Below are 19885 nucleotides of genomic sequence, written 5' to 3' on the forward strand. Positions count from 1 at the left end.
CAGTGTGCCACCAGCCGAAAGCGTTTTCAGTTGCTCGCCGGTTGAGCTCGAGGGCTGATCAGCGCGGCCGCCGTCACCAGCCCCAAGGCCAGCAGCAGCACCGGCAAGACCTGGCGCGTCGCGGGGTCGAACAGCAGGCCGGCCAGGGCCAGCGCGGCGCTGCTGGTCAGCGCGTCGCTGAGCTGCAGCGACGAGGTGTTGCTGCCCTGCTGCTCCGGCGGCGACAGCTTGAGCAGCAGCACCGACAGGATGGGGAAGGACAGGCCGATGCCCAGGCCGACGACGGTCCAGCCGGCGAAGACCAGGCCCGACGGCAGCGCGAACAGCAGCGGCGCGATGACGACGATCAGGCCGAGCGCCGTCAGCCCGAAGCCGCCCGGCAGCAGCAGGCGCCGCGACTCGGGCCGCTGCACGCGCGCCTGCAGTGCGCTGCCGATGCTCCAGGTCACCGCGCCGGCGCTGAGCGCGATGCCGGCCTGCGTCAGGCTCCAGCCGAAATGCTGGATGAGCATCAGCGGCAGGAAGGCTTCAGCGCTGGCAAAGGTCGCCGCGATGAGGCCGCGCAGCAGGATGACCGTCGGCAGGCCCCGCGCCGCTCTCAAGGTGCCCGTGGGCAGCAACAGACGGGCGGCAATGCCGGCGGCCACCAGGCCGGCCGTGAACAGCAGGGCCGAGTAGGTGCCGGTCTGCTGGCTGGCGCTGTGCAGCGTCAGCGCGCCCGCGCTGGCCAGCAGCGCCCAGCGCATTGCGCCCCAGCGCAGCTCCTCCCCCGTGCCCGTGCCCACGCGCTTGAGGGCCGGCAGGATCATGGCCGCCGCAAACGGCACCGCGACCGCAACCGCCAGGAAGACCGAGCGCCAGCTGAGGAACTGCACGAGGAAGGACGCCAGCGCCGGCCCGACCAGGCCCGGCACGACCCAGGCACCCGCAAACATCGCGAACATCCTGGGGTGCAGCTGCGGCGGCACGACCTGGCCGACGCCGACGTACAGCGTCACGCCCAGCACGCCGCTGCCCAGGCCCTGCAGCGCGCGGCCGAGCACGAGCACGGGCATGGAGGACGCAAAGCCCGCCAGCAGCAGGCCCGCCAGGAAGGCCGCGAGGCCGGCCAGCGCCGCGCGGTAGGGGCCGCGCTTGTCGCAGAGCTGGCCGGCGGCCGTCATGCCCAGCACCGACGTCGCCAGCGTCGCGCCGAAGGCCAACGCGTAGTAGGGCAGGCCCTGCAGCGCCTCGGCCACGGCCGGCATCGCGGTGGCGACGGCGATGGACTCGAAGGCCAGCATGGAGATCAGCGCGATGGCGCCGACGCAGGCGGCGCGGCGGCCGGGGGCAAAGAGGCTTTCGGCCGCGGCGGGTGCCGCGTCCACGGGGTCAGCAAGGTTCATGGGACGTAGCCTAAAAGCTCAAGCCAGGTTCAAGTCAAGCGCCCCCTAAAAACCTTGGGAACTCCTGCCGCGGCCGCCGCCACTAAGCCAAGGCTTTGCGCCGTATGGCGCCGAAAGGCGGGTCATGGACAAGAAGGATCTGGACGCGATCAAGCTGGGCGGCCCGGCGTTCACCAAGAAATGGTGGGACGCGCACCGGGGCGTCACGATGAAGGACTCGGGCGTGGGCAAGGCGCTGGACGACTGGGTGCGCTACTGCCCCAAGGACCCCGAGGTCATGGAGGACATCGTCGAGCTGCAGGTGGCGAACGACGCCCTGGAGCGCCTGAAGGCCGCCATGACGCGGGCCAAGCAGAGCTGCGGCACGCTGGCCAAGGAATCCAAGGTCGGCTGCGAACGCTATCTGCTGGCCATCGAGATCTACCGCAAGAAGCTGGTGGCCGCCGAGGCCGACCCGGTCGCCGACGCCGCGACCTGGAAGGAGATCCAGGCGGCCAAGCCCAAGGTCATCGGGCTGCTGACCAAGATGGAGGAGCGCATAACCGCAGCCATCAAGGAGATGGGCGCGTTGGGCGAGACCGCCAAATACCTGGTGGAGCGCGCCAAGGCGCGCAACCAGATGGGCTCGCACGGCGGCCGTGACGACCTCGCCCAGGCGCTGGAGGAGCTGAAGAAGAACTTCCAGGGCCTGGAGAAGTTCGTCAACCGCGAGGCGCCGCAGATCACCCGCCTGGCGGACCCCATCGTCGACCTCGAGGCCAAGCTCAAGACCCGCAAGTACGACAAGGAGATGCGGGCGATGCGCGAGGCCATCGTGCGCGCCGGCCGCACCGAAGGCGGCCTGCGGGACAAGTACACGGAGCTGTCGGTCGCCATCCAGGAGGCGGACAAGCAGGTCACCAAGGCCGTCAAGACGCGCCAGCAGGTGCTGGATTCCATGGAGAACAAGCTGGTGATGTTCTGGGACGGCCCGCAGGGCGCAACCAACCTGGCAGCCAGCATCGCCGACGTCACCAAGCAGCTGAACCAGTTCATCGCGCTGGACGTGGCCAAGCTCAGCGAGGAGGACAAGCGCAAGCTCAGCGCCAAGGCGCGCAAGGTGGATGACGAGCGGCTGATGATCGACGCCGGCCTGACCAACCTCGGCAACATCGTGCGCCAGGTGGCCCAGGAGACGCGCGACTACGTGAAGGACAAGGAGATCGCCGACAAGCTCAAGGAGATCATGGCCGGGCACAAGCAGATCGACGGCACGGTCAAGCAGATGGACATCAAGGCGGAGCTGGTCAGCAAGCTGATCGCCAAGATGTGACCCTCGGGCAGGCCGCCGCCGGGTTGCCGCCCCGCGGCGCGACAATTCGGCCATGTCTGTTTCCGTTCTGCACTGCGCCTCGGCCGGCTTCGAATCGGCCTGCCGCATTCCCGCCCTGCCCGCCTCTCACCGCAGCCATGGGCTGCACGGCCACAGCTATTTCGCCACCGTGCGCACGGCGCTGCCGGCCGGCTGGGCGGCCTTCCCCGGCGGCGAGGTGGAGGCGCTGCGGGCACGCATGGCCGACACGGTCGCGCCGCTGGACCACGCGCTGCTGAACGACCACCTGGCCGAACCCACCGACGAGAACCTCGCGCGCTGGGTGCGCAGCCGGCTGAGCGCCGATGTGCCCGGCATTGCCCAGGTGGGCGTGCAGAGCACCCAGCACAGCGGGGTGGACCTGGACGGCGCCGGCCATGCCCACGTGTGGCGCCGCTATCGCTTCCAGGCGGCCCACCAGCTGCCCAACGTGCCACCGGGCCACCAGTGCGGCCGCATGCATGGCCATGGCTTCGAAGTCATCCTGCACGCGAATGCGGACCTCGGCGAGCGCGACCTGGCCATCGACTACGACCACCTCGACGAGGTCTGGGCGCCACTGCATTTCGTACTGAACTACCGCTGCCTGAACGACATTGCCGGCCTGCAGAACCCCACCAGCGAGAACATCTCGGCCTGGCTGTGGGACAGGCTGAAGCCCGAACTGCCGGAGCTGAGCTGGATCACCGTCTACGAGACCGGCAGCTGCGGTGCCAACTTCAACGGCCAGAGCTACCGCATCTGGAAGGAGATGACGCTGGACAGCGCCGTTCGCTTGGCCGCCGCGCCCACAGGCCATCCGCTGGCCGGCATCCACGGCCACACCTTCACGTTGCGGCTGCACCTGGCCGCCCCGCTGGACCAGGTCATGGGCTGGACCGTGGACTTCGGCGACGTGAAGACGCTGTTCAACCCCATCTTCAAGCGGCTGGACCACCACCCGCTGTTCGAGATTGCCAACCTGCCGGACGGCGACGCGGCGTCGCTGGCGGCTTGGGTGCTGCGCGAGGGCGGCGCGATGCTGCCGCAGATCGACCGCGTGGACCTGTACGAGACTCGCGGCTCGGGGGCGATCGTCAGCCGTGCCGATTCTGAAGAGCTGATCCCCGTATGACCTATTCAGTCAAAGAGCTGTTCTTCACGCTGCAGGGCGAAGGCGCCCAGGCCGGGCGCGCGGCCGTGTTCTGCCGCTTTGCCGGCTGCAACTTGTGGACCGGCCGCGAACAGGACCGCGCGACGGCGGTCTGCACCTTCTGCGACACGGATTTCGTCGGCACGGATGGCGAGGGCGGCGGCAAATTCGCCACCGCCGATGACTTGGCAGGCGCGATTGCCAAGGCGTGGCCAGGCGGAGGGAAGCCGTATGTTGTCTGCACCGGCGGTGAGCCCCTGCTGCAACTCGACACCCCGCTGATCGACGCGCTGCACGCCCGCGGCTTCGAGGTTGCCGTCGAGACCAACGGCACCCAGCCCGCACCACCGGGGCTGGACTGGATCTGCGTCAGCCCCAAGGCCGATGCGCCGCTGGTGCTGACCTCAGGGCATGAGCTGAAGCTGGTCTACCCGCAGCCGCTGGCCCAGCCCGAGCGCTTCGCAGACCTGGACTTCCAGAACTTCTTCCTGCAGCCGATGGACTCGGTGCTTCAGCGCGAGCACACTAAGGCGGCGGTGGCCTACTGCATGAGCCATCCGCAGTGGCGGCTGTCGGTGCAGATGCACAAGGTGGTGGGGATCGCCTGAGCCCGCTGCGCTAGAAGAACCAGACGGTTCGGATCAGCCCCTCGGTCACCTTGTACACGGCGATCGCTTCAACGACGCCTTCCCGCAGTCCTGTGACGTGCTCGTGATCAACGACCGTATCGCCGCTGACCATGCGATTGACGACCTGTGCATTCAGCTCGGGCAGCGTGAAGCGGTTCTTCGCGTAGTGCGCCGCGAACGCCGGCTTGCCTGAGAGAAACGGCTCTGCTGCGGGCGGAAGGAAGACCTGGATGTCATCCGCGTACTCGGCCACGAAACGCTCGATGTCACGTGCGTTGTAGGCCTCGAGTTGGCGCTGCACGGGATCGGCTGGATTCATCGCTGGCTCCTGTGCCCGACAGGGCACGCGCCCATGGTAAGAGGCGACCGACTCGGCTTGCCTGTCAATCGCGGCAGTAGCCTTCACCGGCTTTCACGATCAGGCAATCGCGCTTGTCAGCCAGCCACTTCATGCCTGTCTCGGGGCCGCTGCCGGCACGGATGGTTTCGAGCCGCCCATCACGCGTGAAGGCGAGCATGTCGGTGCCCGCCTTGGCGTCGAAGCTGCGTGGTCCATCCAGGTTCTGCACCGTGACGCTGTAGGTCCCGGGTCCGCCGGTGATCTCCAGATAGGTGCCTTCAGGCCCTTGCCATCGGCCAACCCAGGCGCTGGACGCCGAGGGCGCCGAAGCCGCTGACGCGGCCGAAGAGGGATTGGGCGGTGCCGTGGGTGCATCGGCAGGCCGGCTGCAGGCGCTCAAGGCGGCAACGCCGACGATCAGCATCACGAAGTTCTGGAATCGCATGGCTCGATAGGAATTCACCAGGGTGACCAAGTCTGATCGCGGCCCGCGTCGGGCCGTGTCAGAGGACTGCCCGTCATGCACGACCCCCAGGCCGCGTCAGCAACCGATCTCGACCGCCTGCAGCACTCGGCCATCACGTGCATCCACGGCGACAGCAATCCAGCGGCTGGCATGGCCTGGCTCGGCTGCATTCGCCGGCACGGGCCATGTCGCTGGGGACTGGCCCTCCCAGGCCGGCAGCTTTGCGTATTCGCGCACGACGCTGTCGTGGCTCAGGGTCTCGCCGCGGTTCTCGCCAGCGCGCACACGGCTCTGGTGGCCATCCTCGACGCGAGCCCACCAGAGCTGGATGCGTGAGGGTGCGCCGGGCAGGGCCTCGGCACTGAGCTTCAACTCACCACTGTTGCCACGGCTCCAGGCCAGCCGCACGCGCGCCGCTTCGCTGCTGGCTGCGGGCAGGGATGCACTGCGCCAGTCCCGCCCGTTGATGACGATCTGAGGGGTGTACGCGTAGCGCGCGCCGTTGATGCCGACGCCCTGCTTCTGCCGCTCCGTGAAGGCCGGGCTGGAGAAGCGGTCGGGCCAGCCCAGGCCGTTCCAGTAGTCGACGTGAAAGGCCGCCGCGATGACGCCGGGCTGGCTCTTGAGGCCGCTCAGCCAGCGGTCTGCCGGCGGGCACGAGGAGCAGCCCTCCGAGGTGTAGAGCTCGACGAGGCGGGGCACGGTCGCGCCGCTTTGCACGGTGGTGGCGCCGGGGCAGGTCTGGGCGGACACGATGACGGGGATGGCCAGGGCGAGCAGGATGAGATGCAGCTTCATGCCGGCTGAGTCGTGCGCACCCGATTCAACCTGACAGCGCGACCCAAAGAAAAAGGGAGCCCGCAGGCTCCCTTTCGGTGACAGGGCTTCAGCCCGATCAGAAGCGGTAGCCGACGCCGAACTTGATGGACACCGGGTCCAGCGTGGTTTCGATGGTCTGGCCCGTGGACAGGCTGCCGGTCGTCTTGATGAAGGTCTTGGTGACCGACAGGCTGGCGGACCAGTCCTTGGTGACGTTGTAGGCGCCACCCAGTTCCAGCGTCGTGCCGAAGCGGCTCTTCATAGACAGCGTCGTCGGGTTGCTGGGCGTGCCGCCGGTGATGCCGGACAGGACAGCCGTCGACTTGGGCTTGAAGAAGTAGCCGTAGGTGACGCCCGCGCCGACGAAGGGACGGAACGTGCTGTTGGCTTCGCCGAAGCGGTACTGGGCCAGCAGCGTCATCGGCAGCGACTTGACCGTGCCGAGCTTGCCCACGCCGTCGATAGCACCGGCGCCAACGACGTCGTGCTTGAACGGCAGCGCGATCGGCAGATCGATGCTGATGTTGTCGGTCCAGTAGTAGGTGACGCCGCCAACGAAGGAGCTGGCCTTCTTCACGTCGACCTTGGTGCCCACCAGGCTGGGCGCGGTCAGGTCACCGCTCTCGACATTCGGGTTGATCTGGGCGGCACCGGCGTAGACGACGATGCTGCCGGCCGATTGCGCCAGGGCGCTGCCGGTGACGAAGAGGGCAGCCAGTGAAGCAGCGGCACCGAAGAGGATCTTGGTTTTCATGGGTGGTCTCCGAGTGTGGGGCCGCGGCTTAGAGCCAACCCTTGGTGGCCAGGGCCTTGCCGATCAGCTGCTGGGTCAGCTGGTGGCCGTAGGGCGTCGGGTGGAAGCTGTCGGAGAAGGCATAGCTCTTCCACCAGTCGCCGCCGCCGCTGACACCGGCGGGCGGTGCGGCGGACAGGGCCGTGGCCGTGCAGGTCGGGAAGTCGTAGGTCGGCAGGCCATCGCTGCCCACGCCCTTGATCGGGCAGGCCGGCGTCTTGACGTTGCTGAGGCCGAACTGGGCCGGTGTGGCCACCTGGTCCTGGAAGGCCTTGAAGAAGTCGATGACGACGACGTTGTCGTTGCCGGCGAACTTGGAGGCCAGCTGGGTGTTGAAGGCGGTCATCCAGCCCTGGAACACGGTCTGCGACTGCGCGCGCGCCGCGGCACCGGTGGCGCCACCACCGCTGGCTGCGGCGATGCTGTCCAGCACCATCTGGAAGCGCGGCGTGTAGGTCACGTCGGGCATGTTCATGAGCACGACATGGGTGGCACCCTTGTCAAGCACACTGGCCTTGATCTGGGCGGCGAACTTGTCCGCCAGGGCGGTCATGTAGGTGGCGCCGATCTGGGCCGTCGTTGCGGCGCCGCCTTGCAGCGCAGCGCCGATCTGGGCGGGCGTCAGCAGGGTGCCGAGCAGGGCCGAGTAGGTCTTGGCGGCGTCCTTGGGAATGGTCAGGTAGGCACCGACGAGGTCGGCCGCGTCATTGCCACCGCCGTCGATGATGACGAGGTCGCTGGCCGTGTAGCTGCCGGCCGCCGCGTACGTGGCCATCTGCGTGCCCACGTTCAGCGGGTTGGCTGCGCCGCCCGCGCCGGTGTAGGTGATGCGCCCACCGCCGATGGAGTAGTTGGTGCAACCCGTCTTGGCCGTGTTGGCTGCGAAGGTGGTGCCGGTGAAGACGAAGAAGTTGCACAGCGTCTGGCCGTAGTTGGCCGCAACGCGCTCGGCGTAGATCAGGTTGTCGGCGCTCTGGACGGTGAACTTGTAGCCGAAGGTGCCGCTGTCCTGGATGGAGTCGCCGAACACCTTGACGGCCGAGATCTTGATCGCCGGGGTGGTGTCGGCAGTGGCACCGCCACCGCAACCCGCCACCATCAGGCTGCCCAACAGCGCCACCGAGGCGGCGGCGATCCGGGTGAGGAAGGGTTTCATCGTTGTCTCCTAGGCGACAGCACTGCACGGTCGCATCAAATTCTGGGAGCGCAACTCTAGCCGCAGCTTTTTAGAACGGTCGTTCGTTTTTCCCCTCGGTTCGCGTAAAGAAACAACGCAGAAGGGCTGGAGCAAGTCTGTGGATGGTGCTGGGACAACCTCATAGATATCCACAGGCCGAGGGCCGTTTTCGAAGTTGTGCCCAAACGCGGACACGTCCGTACCCGGCCTGGCACACAGGCTTGTGCCTCGACCAAGCGCTTGCCACGACTGGACTTTTTGGCCTTGTCCACAGCGCGGGGCGCCCTCTACTACGACCACTACCTTTCAAATCTTGAATACCGTTTAGGAATACAGAAGACACTTCCGCATGGATATTTCCGCCCTGCAGCAGCGCCTGCGCCAGTTCGCCGCCGACCGCGACTGGCAGCCCTACCAGACCCCCAAGAACCTTGCGATGGCCATGACGGTGGAGGCCGCCGAGCTGCTGGAGATCTTCCAGTGGCTCACCCCCGAGCAGTCCATGAGCCTCAGCGACGACCAGCGCCGCCACCTGGGCGAGGAACTGTCGGACGTGCTGCTCTACCTGCTGCAGATCGCCGACCACGGCGGCGTGGACCTGGAGGCGGCCGTGGAGCACAAGCTGGCGATGAACGCCATCAAGCACCCGCCCAAGTCTTGAGAGGCGCAGGCATGGAAACCATCGCCGTCATCGACTTCGAGACGACAGGGCTTGGCGCCACCAGCGGCGGCCGCGCCACCGAGATCGCGGCCGTGCTGGTGCGCGGCGGTGCGGTCGTCGACGCCTGGAGCAGCCTGATCAACAGCGGCGCCTGGGTGCCGCCGCATATCCAGGCCTTGACCGGCATCAGCAACGCGATGCTGGCCGATGCGCCGGATTCGACGAGCGTCATGCGCGAACTGGCCCGTTTCACCGAGGGCTGTCCACTGATTGCGCATAACGCGGCTTTCGACCGGGGCTTCTGGCAGGCCGAGATGGAGCGCGCCGCCGTCACGCCCGATCCGGCTCACGCGTTCGCCTGCACCGTGCTGCTGTCGCGGCGGCTCTGGCCCGAGGCCAAGAGCCATGGCCTGGGCGCGATGACGCAGTTCCACGACATCCGCTTCACGGGCCGCGCCCACCGGGCGATGGCCGATGCCCGCGTGACGGCGGAGTTGTTACTGAAAGTTCAGCAAGAGATCGCCCGCCGCTTTGCCCTTGATCTCGGCGACATGGCTGTCGACCACGCCTTGCTGGCCCAGTTGCAGCGCACGCCGGTGCGCTGGTTGCGACGTGCGCTTGTCGAGCATGTGAAGGCGCAACGAGAGATGGCCTGAGAGCAGACGCCCAGAAAAAATTCTGTCAAGGCCCCGCTTGTCGGCATCGGGCTAGGACAATCGCGCCCTTTCGTTCTGTGCCATTGCTCAAGAGTTCCATGTCCGTGATCCAGGTTCGCCCCGCCACCCTGCGCGATGCCAAGGCCATCGCCGAGATCCACGTCGCTGCCAGCCAGGATGCCTACAAGGCCCTGCTACCCGCAGCCGCGCTGGATGCGATGTCGGTGCAAAAGCGCCAGGCCTTCTGGCGTGAAGCCATCGACCTCTGCGAGCCGCAGGTCATCGTTGCCCATCTGGACAACAAGATCATGGGCTTCGCCGGTTTCGACCGTTCCCGTGACAAGGGCACGCCCGCCACGACCGGTGAGGTCTGGGCCATGTTTGCCGACCCCGTCCACCTGGACAAGGGTGTGGGCCTGGCGCTGTGGGATGCCACGCGCGACGGTCTGCAGGAAGAGGGCTGCACCAAGGCCACGCTGTGGTGCTACTTGCGCAACGAACGCGCGCTGCGCTTCTTCGAGCTGGCCGGCTTCAAGCGCGAGCTGGGCAGCGCCCGCACGACGGAAGTCGGCGGCGCCCGCGTTGAAGAGATTCGCCTGCACCGTTCGCTGGTCTGAATTTTCTTCAGCCAAGAAAAAAGCGCCCCGCGGGGCGCTTTGTCGTTCTCGGGTGTTGATCAGCCGCGACGGCGGCGTGCGACGAAGCCGACGGCCAGCAGGCCGGACAGCATCAGCGCATAGGTCTCGGGTTCGGGCACGGCGCTGACCGTGAAGGCCGTCGTGTTCGGGACCAGGTTGGTGCCGTCGGCACTCGTGCCGAGGTCGTTCCAGTTGGCGGCATTGCTGACCAGGCTCTTGTAGTCGGCAAACGTGGCCTGGCCCGCGCGGGCGCCGTTGTATTCGGCGTAGTCGGAGCCGCTGCTCAGCGTGATGGCGCCGTTGCTGGCGGTCAGGCCGGTGCCCGTCAGGAAGCCGGCGGAGGCCGTGCCGTAGCTGCCGGTGGTGACGGCGCTCAGGAACAGCGTGGGCGCCGTGGCGGTGGTGCCCAGGTAGGCGTAGACGGTGTCTTCCGTGGTGCTGATGCCCCAGTTTGCGCTGCCGGAGACGGTGGCGCGGCTGAAGGTGCCGACGGACGCGGCCAGCAGGGTGGCGTTGTCGACCTTGCTGAAGCGGATCACGGTGCCGGCGGCGATGGTGCCCGTGCCGGACACCCAGGATGAGTAGCTCTCGCCCGTGTTGAAGGCCGAGCCGGTCCACTCGTTGTCGGTGAACCAGACCTTGGTGTTGGGCGTGATGTCGGCCAGGGCCACCATCGCGAAGCCGTCTTCGTCGGCGTTGAAGGACGTGAACGTCAGATCGCCGGCCGAGGTGAGTGCGGCGTGCGAGGGCAGGGTCAGCGCGGCGGCGGCCAGCGCGAGCAGGGTCTTGGTCATGAGCGGTTCCAGTGGAATGGCGGAGCAGATGGACTCTGGCCGTCGTCGATGACCGCGCCGTGAATCCGGATCACTGCTTGTTGTGCCAACCCCCCTCGATCGCGGGTCGTCAGGCCATATACCCGCCCGTGGCCAGCGCCCAGCCGTCGGTAGCGTCGTCGTGGCGCTGCACGTGCACGGGGCTGAGCTTCTTGGCCGCCGCGCGCTCGACCAGGTTCTCGGCCTGCTCGGGCGTCAGCTGCAGCGCAAAGCGGGCCCAACGCTTCTGCACCAGCGGCAAGGCCCAGGCGTCTTCGAGGGCCCAGCGGATTTCATGCGGCTCCTGCAGCTCGTTGGCGGCCAGCACGCGCGGAGCCAGGGCGAGCAGGAAGCGGTTGAAGTCGGTGCGCAGCGGGTCGGTCGGCAGCAGGGCCTCCAGCCGGGCCAGGCGGGCGCTCCAGCCCGGCGTGGCGAGCTGGCGGGTGACGAAGGCCTGCAGGGCCTGGATGGGGTTGAACAGGCGCAGGCGGTTGGGCGGCAGCACGCGCAGCGGGATCTGTGCGGCCTCTTCATGGCTCAGCGGCGTGACGAAGCTGCTCAGCACGGCCAGGCGCTCCCAGTCGGCCTCGGTCAGGCCGCCGATGCGGGTGATGGGGCCGGCCGCGCAGCTGGCGGCCATGTCGGCCAGGGCGGCGTGGCCGCGGCTGCCCTTGGCCTGGTTGGCGCGACGGCTCATGACGGCCAGGTTGCCGGCCGCATAGCCGGCGTCGTCGCGAACGCGGTCGATGCTGCGGTTGTCGTCGCCGAGCAGCTCGCGGGTGATGGGGCAGTGCGAGGTGTCGAGCTGGGCCAGGTGGTGGGGCGTGAGCTGGATGTCCTCGAAGCTGCGGCCGCGTGCCCAGGCGTGGGTGCGCAGGGCCAGCCACAGCTCGACCTGGGGGGTGGCGGGGGTGCGTACCGCACGGCCGCGGGCCGACAGCCAGCCGCGCTGCAGCGGCGACTGCGGGTAGAGGTGGGCGATGGGCGGCGTGATGCCGTGCAGCGCGTAGTCGCGGCCCAGGGCCAGGCCGGTGTGCTCGTGGGCGCTGACCAGCGCGGGGGCGTCGTCCATGTCCAGGTCGAACTGGACGAGGGCGGGGCGGCTGGCTGGGGTGGCGTTGATGACGGCTTGCATGTCGGACTCCTGTCGTTTGGGCTCGCCGATGAAGTTCGCGGGCCTTGCAAGCAGTTTGTGAGCCTGGTGGCTCATGAGATGATCCACCTTGAAAACCACTGTAAATATTTTCAGCTTCCTCCTATGGACCGTACCGAACGCTTCTACAAGATCGAGCACCTGATCCGTTCCCGCGGCTGCGTGTCATTCGCCGAGCTGATCGAGGCGCTGGAGGTGTCGCCGGCCACGCTCAAGCGCGACCTGGCCTACCTGCGCGAGCGGCTGGATGCGCCCATCGAGTACGACGCCGCCGACAACGGCTACCGCTTCGGCCAGCAATGGCGCGGCGGCAAGCACGAGCTGCCGGGCGTCTGGTTCAACGAGGCGGAGCTGCACGCGCTGCTGACCATGCAGCAGATGCTGGCCGGCCTGGACGAGCAAGGGGTCGTCGGCCGCCACCTGCAGCCCATGTTCGACAAGATCACCGGCATGTTGGGCGTGGACGCCGCCGAGGCCGACGAGCTGCGCCGCCGCGTGAAGCTCATTGGCACGGCGCGCCGGCGCATGGCCAGCGACAGCTTCGAGACCGTGGGCAGTGCCGTCGTCAAGCGCAAGCGTCTGGCCATTCGCTACCGCAAGAAGCGCGACAAAGCGGACGCACAAGTCAGCGAGCGCGAGGTGTCGCCACAGCGCCTGGTGCATCACCGCCATGCCTGGTATCTGGACGCCTGGTGCCACGCCAGCGACGCCTACCGCCGCTTCGCGCTGGATGGCATCGAGAGCGCGACGCTGCTGGACACGGCGGCCAAGCCCGTGCCCCTGGCCGAGCTGGAGGCCGAACTGGACCAGGGCTACGGCATCTTTGCCGGCGGCACGCCGCGCGAGGCCGAGCTGGTGTTCAGCGCTGAGGCTGCGGCCTGGGTGTCGCGCGAGGAATGGCACCCCGCCCAGCGCAGCGATTTCCTGCCCGACGGCCGCTGGCGCCTGCGCCTGCCGTACGTGGACGACACCGAGCTGCTGATGGACCTGCTGCGCCACGCCGGCCAGGTCGAGGTGGTGGCGCCGGCGGCCTTGCGCGAGGCCTATGCGCAGCGCCTGCGGCAGGCTGTCGCGGCTTTGTAGGACAAGTGCGCGTCATTGCGCTGCGTCATGTCGGCGACGATCAATCGCGTTAGGCTTGAAGCGTGTTTGATCCCCTGCTCGAGGAGCCAGCGATGAGTGAAGCAACCCAGGCGAAGGAAAAATTGGCGTCAGATTTCCGTGCGGTGATGGATGACATCGACGCGCTGATGACGGCCACCACCAACAAGGCCGACGGCGAGGTCAAGGCCTTGCGCGCCCGCATCCAGGACCGGCTCTCCGGTGCCAAGGAGAAGCTGCTGGACGCCCAGCACGAAGCCGTCCAGCGGGCCAAGGACGCCGCGGTCGCCACCGACGACTATGTGCATGCCAACCCCTGGCAAGCCATTGGCGCTGCGGCAGCCGTCGGACTTGCCCTTGGCGTGCTGATCGGCCGTCGTTGAGCGCCACTTGAGCGACGACAAGGAACCCGTCTCCGCGCCGCTGCGGCGGCTCGGGACCTCGCTGCTGACGCTGGGCCGCATCCGGCTCGAGCTGTTCGCCATCGAGGCCCAGGAGGAGAAGGAGCGCATCGCCAGCCTGCTGCTGTGGGCCGTGCTGGCCGCGTTGCTGGCGGGTTTCGGCCTGCTGCTGCTGCTGGTGCTCGTCACCGTGGCGCTGTGGGACAGCCACCGCTTGCTGGCCCTCGGCGGCGGTACCGTCGTCATGGTCGTGGCGGCCATCGTCGCCGTGCTCAAGGTCAAGGGGCTGATCGCTCAGCCGGCCAGCCTGTTCCAGTCCAGCATCGGCGAGCTGCGTGAGGACGCCGAGGCGCTGAGGCGCCGGCCGGGGCCATGATCCCCAAGATCCCGGCCGACCCCGCGTTGCGCAGCGAGCGCAAGGCCAACTTGCTGCTGGCCTCCGAGCTGCTGCGCGGCCAGGCCGCGTTGAGCGTGGAGGACCTGGGCCAGCGTGCCGACGGCTGGGTGCGGCGCATCCTGTCCTGGCGCGATGTGCTGGCCAACCCCGTCGTGCTGGCCGCGGCTGGCAGTGGTGCGGCCTTCTTTGCCAGCGCGGGGAAGGAACGCCGCGGCAAGCTTTGGCGCGGCCTGCGCTGGGCTTGGCTGGCATGGCGGGTCTGGGGTGGGCGCAAGCGCTAGGCGAGCGGGCTGTCGCGGCCCCGCGTGTGCGCCGGAACGCCGGCCAGCTCATGCAGCCAGGGCATGGCCGAGTCTTGCCAGACCTGCACCGTGGGCTTGAGCTGCGCGCGCTCGTTCACGCAACCCAGGCGGATGTTCAGGGTCTTGGGCACGTCGGCTTCCGTGGCGAACAGTTGCGTGCCGCAGTCGCCGCAGAAGGCCTGCACGCGCCGGTTGCCGCTGGCCGCCACCTTCACGTAGTTCTTGGGCGAGCCCTGCAGCTCGACCTGATCGGCGGGAACAGCGATCACGGCCCGGAACGGGCCACCGGAAATGATCTGGCAGTCCGCACAGTGGCAGGCAAAGACCTTGGCAGGATCCGCGGTCGCCGTGAAACGGATGGCGCCGCAATGGCATTGGCCGGTGATTTTCATGAGAGTCCTCCAGCGTCAGTTGTCTGCCGCGTCCAGGCGCTTCATGCGCTCGCTCTGCCAGTAGACGTCGTCGCCGCCCAGCCCATCCAGGTTGGCGCGGTTCAGCACGCGGGCCAGCACGAAGAGCAGGTCAGACAGGCGGTTCAGGTATTGGCGCGGCGCGGCGCGGATGGGCTCGGTGGCGGCCAGCGTGATGACGACCCGTTCGGACCGGCGGGCAATCGTGCGGCACACATGCGCGATGGCCGCGCTGCGCGTGCCGGCCGGCAGGATGAATTCCTTGAGGCGCGGCAGATGCTCGTTGTAGTGCTCCAGCGCCTCGTCCAGGCGCAGCACGGCGGCGTCCTTCAGCAGCTCGCCGCCCGGCCAGGACAGCTCGCCGCCGAGGTTGAAGAGCTCGTGCTGGATGGTGACGATGAGGTCCCGAACGTCGTCGGGCAGCGGCTCGGCCAGCAGCAGGCCGAGGTTGGAGTTCAGCTCGTCGACATCGCCCATGGCCTGCACGCGCAGGTGGTCCTTGGGGACGCGGCTGCCGTCGGACAGGCCGGTGGTGCCGTCGTCGCCGGTGCGGGTGGCGATCTGTGAAAGTCGGTTGCCCATGATGGCGGATGCTGAGTCGGTGGTCGGACCCGCATCCTGCCTGAATCTCAAGGCCAGCGGCGCCTCAAAGCCAGGCCCATGAGGCCGACCAGGGCCAGCATCCAGACTTGGGGCTCGGGCACCGGCACGGCGTCGTTCAGGGCCTGGAAGGTCAACAGGCCGCCGCTGGGGTTGACGTCGTACTGGAAGCCTGCCGCCACGCCCGTGAAGCTGAGCTGCGCCAGGGCCAGGCCCTGGATGCTGCTGGCGTGCAGCAGCGTGAAGCTGTCACCCGCCCTGGGCAGGAAGCCGTCGATGAAGGCGAGCTGGATCGTGCCGCCGGTGAAGGTCAGCGCGCCGCTCACGTCCAGCACGTCGTAGTCTCCCGCGCCCGTGCCTGCCACCTGCAGCTCCAGCACGCCGCCCTTGACCGTCAGGTCGCCCTGCAGGTGCAGCGTGCCGGGCGAGTTGCCGGGCGCGATCATGCCGCCGTGGCGCAGCTCGATGCGCGGGCTCACCAGCGTGCCGGTGCCGGCCAGCACGCCGCTGATGCGGCTGGCGTCACCATTGCCGATGAAGGTGTAGGCGCCGGCGCTGACGACGCCGCTGTCGTTGATCGTCAACCGGCCGAACTGCTGGCGCTCGCCGGTGGAGCCGTCGGTGGAGATCTTCAGGCCGTTGGCCAGCTCGATGCGGCCGTCGCTGTCGACCGTGACCTCGGCGTGGCCCAGGCCGAAGCCGATGTGCATGTCGGTGCGCAGCTGGCCGGCGGGCACGGCGTCGCTCTGCAGGGACAGCACGCCGTGGTCGCGCACGATGAGCTCGGCCCGGCCGGTGCCCTGGAGCGTCGTGGCGTACCAGTCGCTGGCGATCCAGGCGGTGGTGTAGCGGCCGCGCATGTCGACACGGCTGCCGGCGCCCTGGATGACGAGCGACCCGTTGCTGTTGTCGCCGCGGGCGATGTGCAGGCCCGCCTCGCTGCTGCGGCCGTCGATCAGGATCTGGCCGCCGCTCTCGACCGTGCCGAAGCCGCTGCCGCGCAGCGTGCCGGTGCCGCTGAGGTTGGATCGGCCGAAATTCAGGTACGCGCTGTTGCCGCGCAGCACGAGCCGGCCGCCAGTGGCGATGACGACGTGGCCTTCGCCCTCGAAGCTGTTGCTGCCCTGGCCGATCATGATGTCTTCGTCGGCGCCCCAGCCGCCCTGGTCCTGCACGATGAGTTCGGCGCCGGAGCGGATGTCGACGTAGCCCAGCCCGGCGCGCCCGACGTAGAGCCTCGTATCCCCGAAGCCGCCCGGGTTGCTGAAGGCGTCAACGCTCATGCGCGCCTGGGTGCCCAGGTTGAGCACGCCCTTGCCGCCATCGCCGCCCACCCAGAACTGCGAGTTGCTGACGCCGCCCGTGGCGACGCTGGTGCCCGCGCCCTGAACGGACATGAAGCCGTCGGTGACGCCGTTCGGGTTGGTGAGCCCGAAGGCGCCGACCGCGCCCAGGCCACCGAAGGACAGCGCCGACCCCCCCGTGACGTTGAGCGAGCCTTGGCCGCCGCCACTGCTGCCGACGTAAAGGCTGGGCGGCGTGGTGGCGCAGTTGCCCTGGCAGGCCACGGTGGCGAGCGCGGGCGGGGCGCTGGCCGCCAGCAGGACGGACAGCATCGACAACAGCTTTCTCATGACGACTCCCTGGCTTTTTTGAAACCCGGTCCAGGGTATTCAATCCACGGGGCCGCCGAACCCCCTCCCGAGGGGGCATGTGGCCGCTGAGTTCAGGCCATCTCAGGCCACCGCGGCCTTGGGCGGCAAGGTGTTGACCAGGATGCGCTTCATCACCGTGAGGTACTGCCTGAACAGGCTGCCGGTGTTGTAGCGCAGGCCGTATTGGCGGCACAGCGCCTGCACCTGCGGCGCGATCTCGACGTAGCGGTGGGCGGGCATGTCGGGGAAGAGGTGGTGCTCGATCTGGTGGCTCAAGTGGCCGGTGAGGATGTGGAACCAGCGCCCGCCGGTCAGGTTGCTGGAGCCGGCCAGCTGGCGCAGATACCAGTCGCCGCGGGTCTCGTTGAGGCAGTCCTCCTGCCGGTAGATGGCCACGTGCTCGGTGAAATGGCCACAGAAGATCACCACATAGGTCCACAGGTTGCGGATCAGGTTGGCCGTGAAGTTGCCGGCCAGCACGCGCGGCGCGCTCCACAGCGCCAGCGCCGGGAACAGCAGATAGTCCTTGAACCATTGCTTGCCCACTTTGCTGAGGAAGCGGTTCAGGCGCTCCTTGAACACGGGCTTGGGAATCGCGCCATGCTTGTAGCGGCCGATCTCCAGGTCGTGCGAGCCCACGCCGTACTGGAAGCCCATCGCCAGCATCAGGTTGGCCAGCGGCTGCAGCCAGTGGCGCGGCTTCCACTTCTGCTCGGGCGTCATGCGCAGCAGGGAGTAGCCCAGGTCGCGGTCCTTGCCGAGGATGTTGGTATAGGTGTGATGGGTGACGTTGTGCGAGTGGCGCCAGGCCTCGCCGTCGCAGGCGATGTCCCACTCGAAGGTCTGGGAGTTCAGCGCCGGGTCGCCAGTCCAGTCGTACTGGCCGTGCATGACGTTGTGGCCGATCTCCATGTTGTCGAGGATCTTGGCGTGGGCCAGCGCCAGCACGCCACCAATCCAGCTCAGCGGGCCAACGCCGAAGTGCAGCAGCGCGCGGCCACCCACTTCGCTGGCGCGGCAGATGGCGATCATCTTGCGGATGTGGTCGACGTCGGCCTGGCCGAGCGAGTCCATGACGCCGGCGCGGATGGCGTCGAGCTCGGCCTGGAACGCGTCAACTTGGGGGCGGGTGAGGGTATGCATCACAGGTCCAGTTCGAGGTCGGAGCGGGCGGCGCTGACGCACAGCCGGATCAATTCGTTGGGCGCGCTGGACAGCTCGCCCGTGTGCAGGTGCTGCACCGTGCCGCTGCGCTTGATGCACTGGCAGGAGCGGCAGATGCCGATGCGGCAGCCATGCTTGGGCGCCAGGCCGGCGGCCTCGGCCTGGTTCAGCAGCGGGGCCGCACCCAGCGACGCGAAGTGATTGGCACTGCGCAGCAGTTGCACACGCACCGGCGCGCTCAGCGGCTCGGCCGCCAGCGGGGCGGCGGCAAAGCGCTCGCTGTGCAGCGGTGCGGTGAAGCCGTTGGCCTGCCAGTGCGCGTGCACTGAATCCATCAACCCGGCCGGGCCGCAGACCCAGGTGGCGCGCTCGCCCAGGTCGGGCACCAGGGCCTGCAGTTGGTCGGGCGTGAGGCGGCCGGCGCTGGCCGTGAAATGCTGGATCAGGCGCAGACCCGGCATGGCCGCCAGCTCGGCGGCAAAGATCTGCTCGGCCGGGCTGCGGCAGCTGTGCACAAAGACGACGCGGTCGGCCGCGCCACGTGCCTGCAATTCGCGCAGCAGGGCCATCACCGGCGTGATGCCGCTGCCGGCGCTGAGCAGCAGGATCTTGTCCGGCAGCACGGCGGGCAGCACGAAATCGCCCATCGCCGGGCCGAGGGTGAGCACATCGCCCACGCGCACGCCTTCGTGCAGATGCGTGGACACCAGCCCCTGGCGCTTGACCGTGATCGCCAGCAGGCGCGAGCCCGGGCGCGAGGTCAGCGAGTACATGCGCTCGTGGCGGCGGCCGTTGATCTCCAAGGTCAGGCCGACGAACTGCCCGGCGCGCGCGCCACGCCACATCGCGTTGGGGCGCAGCACCAGTGTGCGGGTGTCGGCCGTCTCGGCGATGCACTTCACCACCCGGGCCTTCACCTGGTGCAGCGACAGCAGCGGATGCAGGGCTTGCAGGCTGTCCTCGACGGCGCTCTCGCGCACGATGGCCGCCACCCAGGGGTGCTGCAGCGCGGTGCGCAGCGGGCGGATCAGGGTTTCGAGGCGGGTGGGGTGGAGCGTTTGCATGCCATTATTGTGTACGTTCGTACACAAACAGGCAAGCCACTTAAGCAGGGAGGGGTCGCAAGCCCGTGCAAAAATAGGCAATCAACCCGGGCGAAGCTACGATACGAGTGTTCACAAACGCATCGACATGTCCGATACCGCCGCCGACAAGCTCTCCCGCGCCGAACGCAAGGACCTCACCCGTGCCAGCCTCACCCAGGCCGCGCTGGCGCTGATGGGCGAGGGGCGCAGCTTCACCAGCCTGGGCATCCGCGAGATCGCCCGCGAGGCGGGCATGGTGCCCAACGGCTTCTACCGGCACTTCCGCAACACCGACGAGCTGGGCCTGGCGCTGGTGGAGGAGGTCGGCATCAGCCTGCGCCGCCTGCTGCGCGAGGCACGCCAGGGTGGCGCGGCGCCGGCCGACCGCGTGCGCGTGTCGGTGGAGGTCTATTGCAGCTATGTGCAGCAGCACCGGCTGCTCTTCCTCTTCATCAGCAGCGAGCGCGGTGGCGGCAGCCGCATCCTGCGCCTGGCCATCCGCAACGAGGTGCGCCACTTCACCAACGAGATGGCGCAGGACTTTCGCGCCATCGGCGCCTATCCCGACATGCCGACGGCCACGCTGCAGATGGTGTGCGGGCTGATCGTCAACACCATGCTGGCGGCCGCACCCGAGATGCTGGACCTGCCGCCCCAGCAGCCGCTGCTGGAGGCCGAGATGATGGACAACTTCGTCCAGCAGCTGCAGGTGGTGCTGCTGGGTGCGGCGGCCTGGCGGGTCAGCCCCGGCTGACCCC

24 protein-coding genes are annotated in these 19885 nt (G+C 68.3%); 11 read left to right on the forward strand and 13 right to left on the reverse strand.

Annotation, left to right across the window (positions count from 1 at the left end; translation table 11 throughout):
* Positions 1–26: 26 nt before the first annotated feature.
* A complete protein-coding gene (locus AC07V5_RS04005; protein WP_495114295.1) occupies positions 27–1385 on the reverse strand; it encodes an MFS transporter in 1359 nt (452 codons plus the stop codon).
* A 124-nt stretch (positions 1386–1509) separates the two neighbouring features.
* Between AC07V5_RS04005 and AC07V5_RS04010 the strand changes: the two genes are divergently transcribed.
* The 3 genes from AC07V5_RS04010 to queE are packed head-to-tail and all read left to right on the forward strand — an operon-like array spanning position 1510 to position 4476.
* Positions 1510–2697, forward strand: coding sequence for a hypothetical protein (locus AC07V5_RS04010; protein WP_495114296.1), 1188 nt, complete (start codon positions 1510–1512; stop codon positions 2695–2697).
* Positions 2698–2749: 52 nt separating this feature from the next.
* Positions 2750–3850: a 6-carboxytetrahydropterin synthase gene (locus AC07V5_RS04015; protein WP_495114297.1), complete on the forward strand. Its 1101-nt coding sequence runs from the start codon at positions 2750–2752 to the stop codon at positions 3848–3850.
* Positions 3847–4476: a 7-carboxy-7-deazaguanine synthase gene (queE, locus tag AC07V5_RS04020; RefSeq protein ID WP_495114298.1), complete on the forward strand. Its 630-nt coding sequence runs from the start codon at positions 3847–3849 to the stop codon at positions 4474–4476. Before AC07V5_RS04015 ends, queE begins: the two co-directional genes overlap by 4 nt.
* Positions 4477–4486: 10 nt before the next feature.
* Here the strand turns inward: queE and AC07V5_RS04025 are convergent, their stop codons facing one another.
* From AC07V5_RS04025 to AC07V5_RS04045, 5 genes are all read right to left on the reverse strand, one after another.
* Positions 4487–4816, reverse strand: a complete 330-nt coding sequence (locus AC07V5_RS04025) for a nuclear transport factor 2 family protein (RefSeq protein ID WP_495114299.1) — start codon at positions 4814–4816, stop codon at positions 4487–4489.
* A 64-nt stretch (positions 4817–4880) separates the two neighbouring features.
* The gene (locus AC07V5_RS04030) at positions 4881–5282 is read right to left on the reverse strand and encodes a hypothetical protein (RefSeq protein WP_495114300.1); all 402 of its coding nucleotides are present in this window, start codon (positions 5280–5282) and stop codon (positions 4881–4883) included.
* Positions 5283–5378: 96 nt separating this feature from the next.
* Entirely contained in the window at positions 5379–6101 is a 723-nt protein-coding gene (locus AC07V5_RS04035) for a DUF1223 domain-containing protein (RefSeq protein ID WP_495114301.1), read from the reverse strand.
* A gap of 97 nt (positions 6102–6198) precedes the next feature.
* Positions 6199–6876, reverse strand: coding sequence for an OmpW/AlkL family protein (locus AC07V5_RS04040; protein WP_495114302.1), 678 nt, complete (start codon positions 6874–6876; stop codon positions 6199–6201).
* 28 nt (positions 6877–6904) lie between these two features.
* Positions 6905–8071, reverse strand: a complete 1167-nt coding sequence (locus AC07V5_RS04045) for an SGNH/GDSL hydrolase family protein (RefSeq protein ID WP_495114303.1) — start codon at positions 8069–8071, stop codon at positions 6905–6907.
* Between the two features lie 370 nt (positions 8072–8441).
* Between AC07V5_RS04045 and AC07V5_RS04050 the strand changes: the two genes are divergently transcribed.
* From AC07V5_RS04050 to AC07V5_RS04060, 3 genes are all read left to right on the forward strand, one after another.
* Positions 8442–8753 carry a nucleotide pyrophosphohydrolase gene (locus AC07V5_RS04050; protein WP_495114304.1) on the forward strand — a complete coding sequence of 104 codons (312 nt, stop codon included), beginning with the start codon at positions 8442–8444 and terminating at the stop codon, positions 8751–8753.
* An 11-nt stretch (positions 8754–8764) separates the two neighbouring features.
* Entirely contained in the window at positions 8765–9409 is a 645-nt protein-coding gene (locus AC07V5_RS04055; RefSeq protein WP_495114305.1) for a 3'-5' exonuclease, read from the forward strand.
* Between the two features lie 98 nt (positions 9410–9507).
* A complete protein-coding gene (locus AC07V5_RS04060) occupies positions 9508–10026 on the forward strand; it encodes a GNAT family N-acetyltransferase (protein WP_495114306.1) in 519 nt (172 codons plus the stop codon).
* Between the two features lie 59 nt (positions 10027–10085).
* Here AC07V5_RS04060 and AC07V5_RS04065 read toward each other — a convergent pair whose 3' ends face one another.
* Positions 10086–10841, reverse strand: a complete 756-nt coding sequence (locus tag AC07V5_RS04065; RefSeq protein WP_495114307.1) for a PEP-CTERM sorting domain-containing protein — start codon at positions 10839–10841, stop codon at positions 10086–10088.
* A 109-nt stretch (positions 10842–10950) separates the two neighbouring features.
* The gene (locus AC07V5_RS04070; protein ID WP_495114308.1) at positions 10951–11994 is read right to left on the reverse strand and encodes a hypothetical protein; all 1044 of its coding nucleotides are present in this window, start codon (positions 11992–11994) and stop codon (positions 10951–10953) included.
* A 123-nt stretch (positions 11995–12117) separates the two neighbouring features.
* Between AC07V5_RS04070 and AC07V5_RS04075 the strand changes: the two genes are divergently transcribed.
* The 4 genes from AC07V5_RS04075 (at position 12118) to AC07V5_RS04090 (ending at position 14192) form a co-directional block, all read left to right on the forward strand.
* On the forward strand, positions 12118–13095 hold the full coding sequence (locus tag AC07V5_RS04075) for a helix-turn-helix transcriptional regulator (RefSeq protein ID WP_495114309.1): 978 nt from the start codon (positions 12118–12120) through the stop codon (positions 13093–13095).
* Positions 13096–13187: 92 nt separating this feature from the next.
* Positions 13188–13496: an ElaB/YgaM/YqjD family protein gene (locus AC07V5_RS04080; RefSeq protein ID WP_495114310.1), complete on the forward strand. Its 309-nt coding sequence runs from the start codon at positions 13188–13190 to the stop codon at positions 13494–13496.
* A 7-nt stretch (positions 13497–13503) separates the two neighbouring features.
* Positions 13504–13890, forward strand: coding sequence for a phage holin family protein (locus tag AC07V5_RS04085; RefSeq protein WP_495114311.1), 387 nt, complete (start codon positions 13504–13506; stop codon positions 13888–13890).
* Complete coding sequence (locus AC07V5_RS04090; RefSeq protein WP_495114312.1) at positions 13887–14192, forward strand: hypothetical protein; 306 nt, start codon at positions 13887–13889, stop codon at positions 14190–14192. The genes AC07V5_RS04085 and AC07V5_RS04090 overlap by 4 nt, the downstream gene beginning before the upstream one ends.
* Here the strand turns inward: AC07V5_RS04090 and AC07V5_RS04095 are convergent.
* From AC07V5_RS04095 to AC07V5_RS04115, 5 genes are all read right to left on the reverse strand, one after another.
* Positions 14189–14605, reverse strand: a complete 417-nt coding sequence (locus AC07V5_RS04095; protein ID WP_495114313.1) for a GFA family protein — start codon at positions 14603–14605, stop codon at positions 14189–14191. The two genes, AC07V5_RS04090 and AC07V5_RS04095, sit on opposite strands and share 4 nt — an antisense overlap.
* A gap of 15 nt (positions 14606–14620) precedes the next feature.
* Positions 14621–15205: a cob(I)yrinic acid a,c-diamide adenosyltransferase gene (locus tag AC07V5_RS04100; protein WP_495114315.1), complete on the reverse strand. Its 585-nt coding sequence runs from the start codon at positions 15203–15205 to the stop codon at positions 14621–14623.
* A 47-nt stretch (positions 15206–15252) separates the two neighbouring features.
* The gene (locus tag AC07V5_RS04105) at positions 15253–16857 is read right to left on the reverse strand and encodes a hypothetical protein (protein WP_495114316.1); all 1605 of its coding nucleotides are present in this window, start codon (positions 16855–16857) and stop codon (positions 15253–15255) included.
* A 102-nt stretch (positions 16858–16959) separates the two neighbouring features.
* Positions 16960–18021 carry a fatty acid desaturase family protein gene (locus tag AC07V5_RS04110; protein WP_495114317.1) on the reverse strand — a complete coding sequence of 354 codons (1062 nt, stop codon included), beginning with the start codon at positions 18019–18021 and terminating at the stop codon, positions 16960–16962.
* Entirely contained in the window at positions 18021–19106 is a 1086-nt protein-coding gene (locus AC07V5_RS04115; protein ID WP_495114318.1) for a ferredoxin reductase, read from the reverse strand. The genes AC07V5_RS04110 and AC07V5_RS04115 overlap by 1 nt, the downstream gene beginning before the upstream one ends.
* 127 nt (positions 19107–19233) lie before the next feature.
* Between AC07V5_RS04115 and AC07V5_RS04120 the strand changes: the two genes are divergently transcribed.
* On the forward strand, positions 19234–19881 hold the full coding sequence (locus tag AC07V5_RS04120; RefSeq protein ID WP_477933302.1) for a TetR family transcriptional regulator: 648 nt from the start codon (positions 19234–19236) through the stop codon (positions 19879–19881).
* Positions 19882–19885 lie beyond the last annotated feature (4 nt).

The sequence above is a fragment of the Roseateles sp. GW821-FHT02E12 genome, assembly GCF_059421665.1.

Excerpts from the sequence above, each read along its gene's own strand:
- AC07V5_RS04005 (WP_495114295.1), bottom strand. The coding sequence starts at position 1,385 with ATGAACCTTGCTGACCCCGTGGACGCGGCACCCGCCGCGGCCGAAAGC.
- AC07V5_RS04075 (WP_495114309.1), top strand. The coding sequence starts at position 12,118 with ATGGACCGTACCGAACGCTTCTACAAGATCGAGCACCTGATCCGTTCC.
- AC07V5_RS04110 (WP_495114317.1), bottom strand. The coding sequence starts at position 18,021 with ATGCATACCCTCACCCGCCCCCAAGTTGACGCGTTCCAGGCCGAGCTC.
- AC07V5_RS04070 (WP_495114308.1), bottom strand. The coding sequence starts at position 11,994 with ATGCAAGCCGTCATCAACGCCACCCCAGCCAGCCGCCCCGCCCTCGTC.
- AC07V5_RS04010 (WP_495114296.1), top strand. The coding sequence starts at position 1,510 with ATGGACAAGAAGGATCTGGACGCGATCAAGCTGGGCGGCCCGGCGTTC.
- AC07V5_RS04015 (WP_495114297.1), top strand. The coding sequence starts at position 2,750 with ATGTCTGTTTCCGTTCTGCACTGCGCCTCGGCCGGCTTCGAATCGGCC.
- AC07V5_RS04030 (WP_495114300.1), bottom strand. The coding sequence starts at position 5,282 with ATGCGATTCCAGAACTTCGTGATGCTGATCGTCGGCGTTGCCGCCTTG.
- AC07V5_RS04090 (WP_495114312.1), top strand. The coding sequence starts at position 13,887 with ATGATCCCCAAGATCCCGGCCGACCCCGCGTTGCGCAGCGAGCGCAAG.
- AC07V5_RS04105 (WP_495114316.1), bottom strand. The coding sequence starts at position 16,857 with ATGAGAAAGCTGTTGTCGATGCTGTCCGTCCTGCTGGCGGCCAGCGCC.
- AC07V5_RS04050 (WP_495114304.1), top strand. The coding sequence starts at position 8,442 with ATGGATATTTCCGCCCTGCAGCAGCGCCTGCGCCAGTTCGCCGCCGAC.
- AC07V5_RS04055 (WP_495114305.1), top strand. The coding sequence starts at position 8,765 with ATGGAAACCATCGCCGTCATCGACTTCGAGACGACAGGGCTTGGCGCC.
- AC07V5_RS04045 (WP_495114303.1), bottom strand. The coding sequence starts at position 8,071 with ATGAAACCCTTCCTCACCCGGATCGCCGCCGCCTCGGTGGCGCTGTTG.
- AC07V5_RS04040 (WP_495114302.1), bottom strand. The coding sequence starts at position 6,876 with ATGAAAACCAAGATCCTCTTCGGTGCCGCTGCTTCACTGGCTGCCCTC.
- AC07V5_RS04065 (WP_495114307.1), bottom strand. The coding sequence starts at position 10,841 with ATGACCAAGACCCTGCTCGCGCTGGCCGCCGCCGCGCTGACCCTGCCC.
- AC07V5_RS04060 (WP_495114306.1), top strand. The coding sequence starts at position 9,508 with ATGTCCGTGATCCAGGTTCGCCCCGCCACCCTGCGCGATGCCAAGGCC.
- queE (WP_495114298.1), top strand. The coding sequence starts at position 3,847 with ATGACCTATTCAGTCAAAGAGCTGTTCTTCACGCTGCAGGGCGAAGGC.
- AC07V5_RS04080 (WP_495114310.1), top strand. The coding sequence starts at position 13,188 with ATGAGTGAAGCAACCCAGGCGAAGGAAAAATTGGCGTCAGATTTCCGT.
- AC07V5_RS04035 (WP_495114301.1), bottom strand. The coding sequence starts at position 6,101 with ATGAAGCTGCATCTCATCCTGCTCGCCCTGGCCATCCCCGTCATCGTG.
- AC07V5_RS04120 (WP_477933302.1), top strand. The coding sequence starts at position 19,234 with ATGTCCGATACCGCCGCCGACAAGCTCTCCCGCGCCGAACGCAAGGAC.
- AC07V5_RS04115 (WP_495114318.1), bottom strand. The coding sequence starts at position 19,106 with ATGCAAACGCTCCACCCCACCCGCCTCGAAACCCTGATCCGCCCGCTG.
- AC07V5_RS04025 (WP_495114299.1), bottom strand. The coding sequence starts at position 4,816 with ATGAATCCAGCCGATCCCGTGCAGCGCCAACTCGAGGCCTACAACGCA.
- AC07V5_RS04100 (WP_495114315.1), bottom strand. The coding sequence starts at position 15,205 with ATGGGCAACCGACTTTCACAGATCGCCACCCGCACCGGCGACGACGGC.
- AC07V5_RS04095 (WP_495114313.1), bottom strand. The coding sequence starts at position 14,605 with ATGAAAATCACCGGCCAATGCCATTGCGGCGCCATCCGTTTCACGGCG.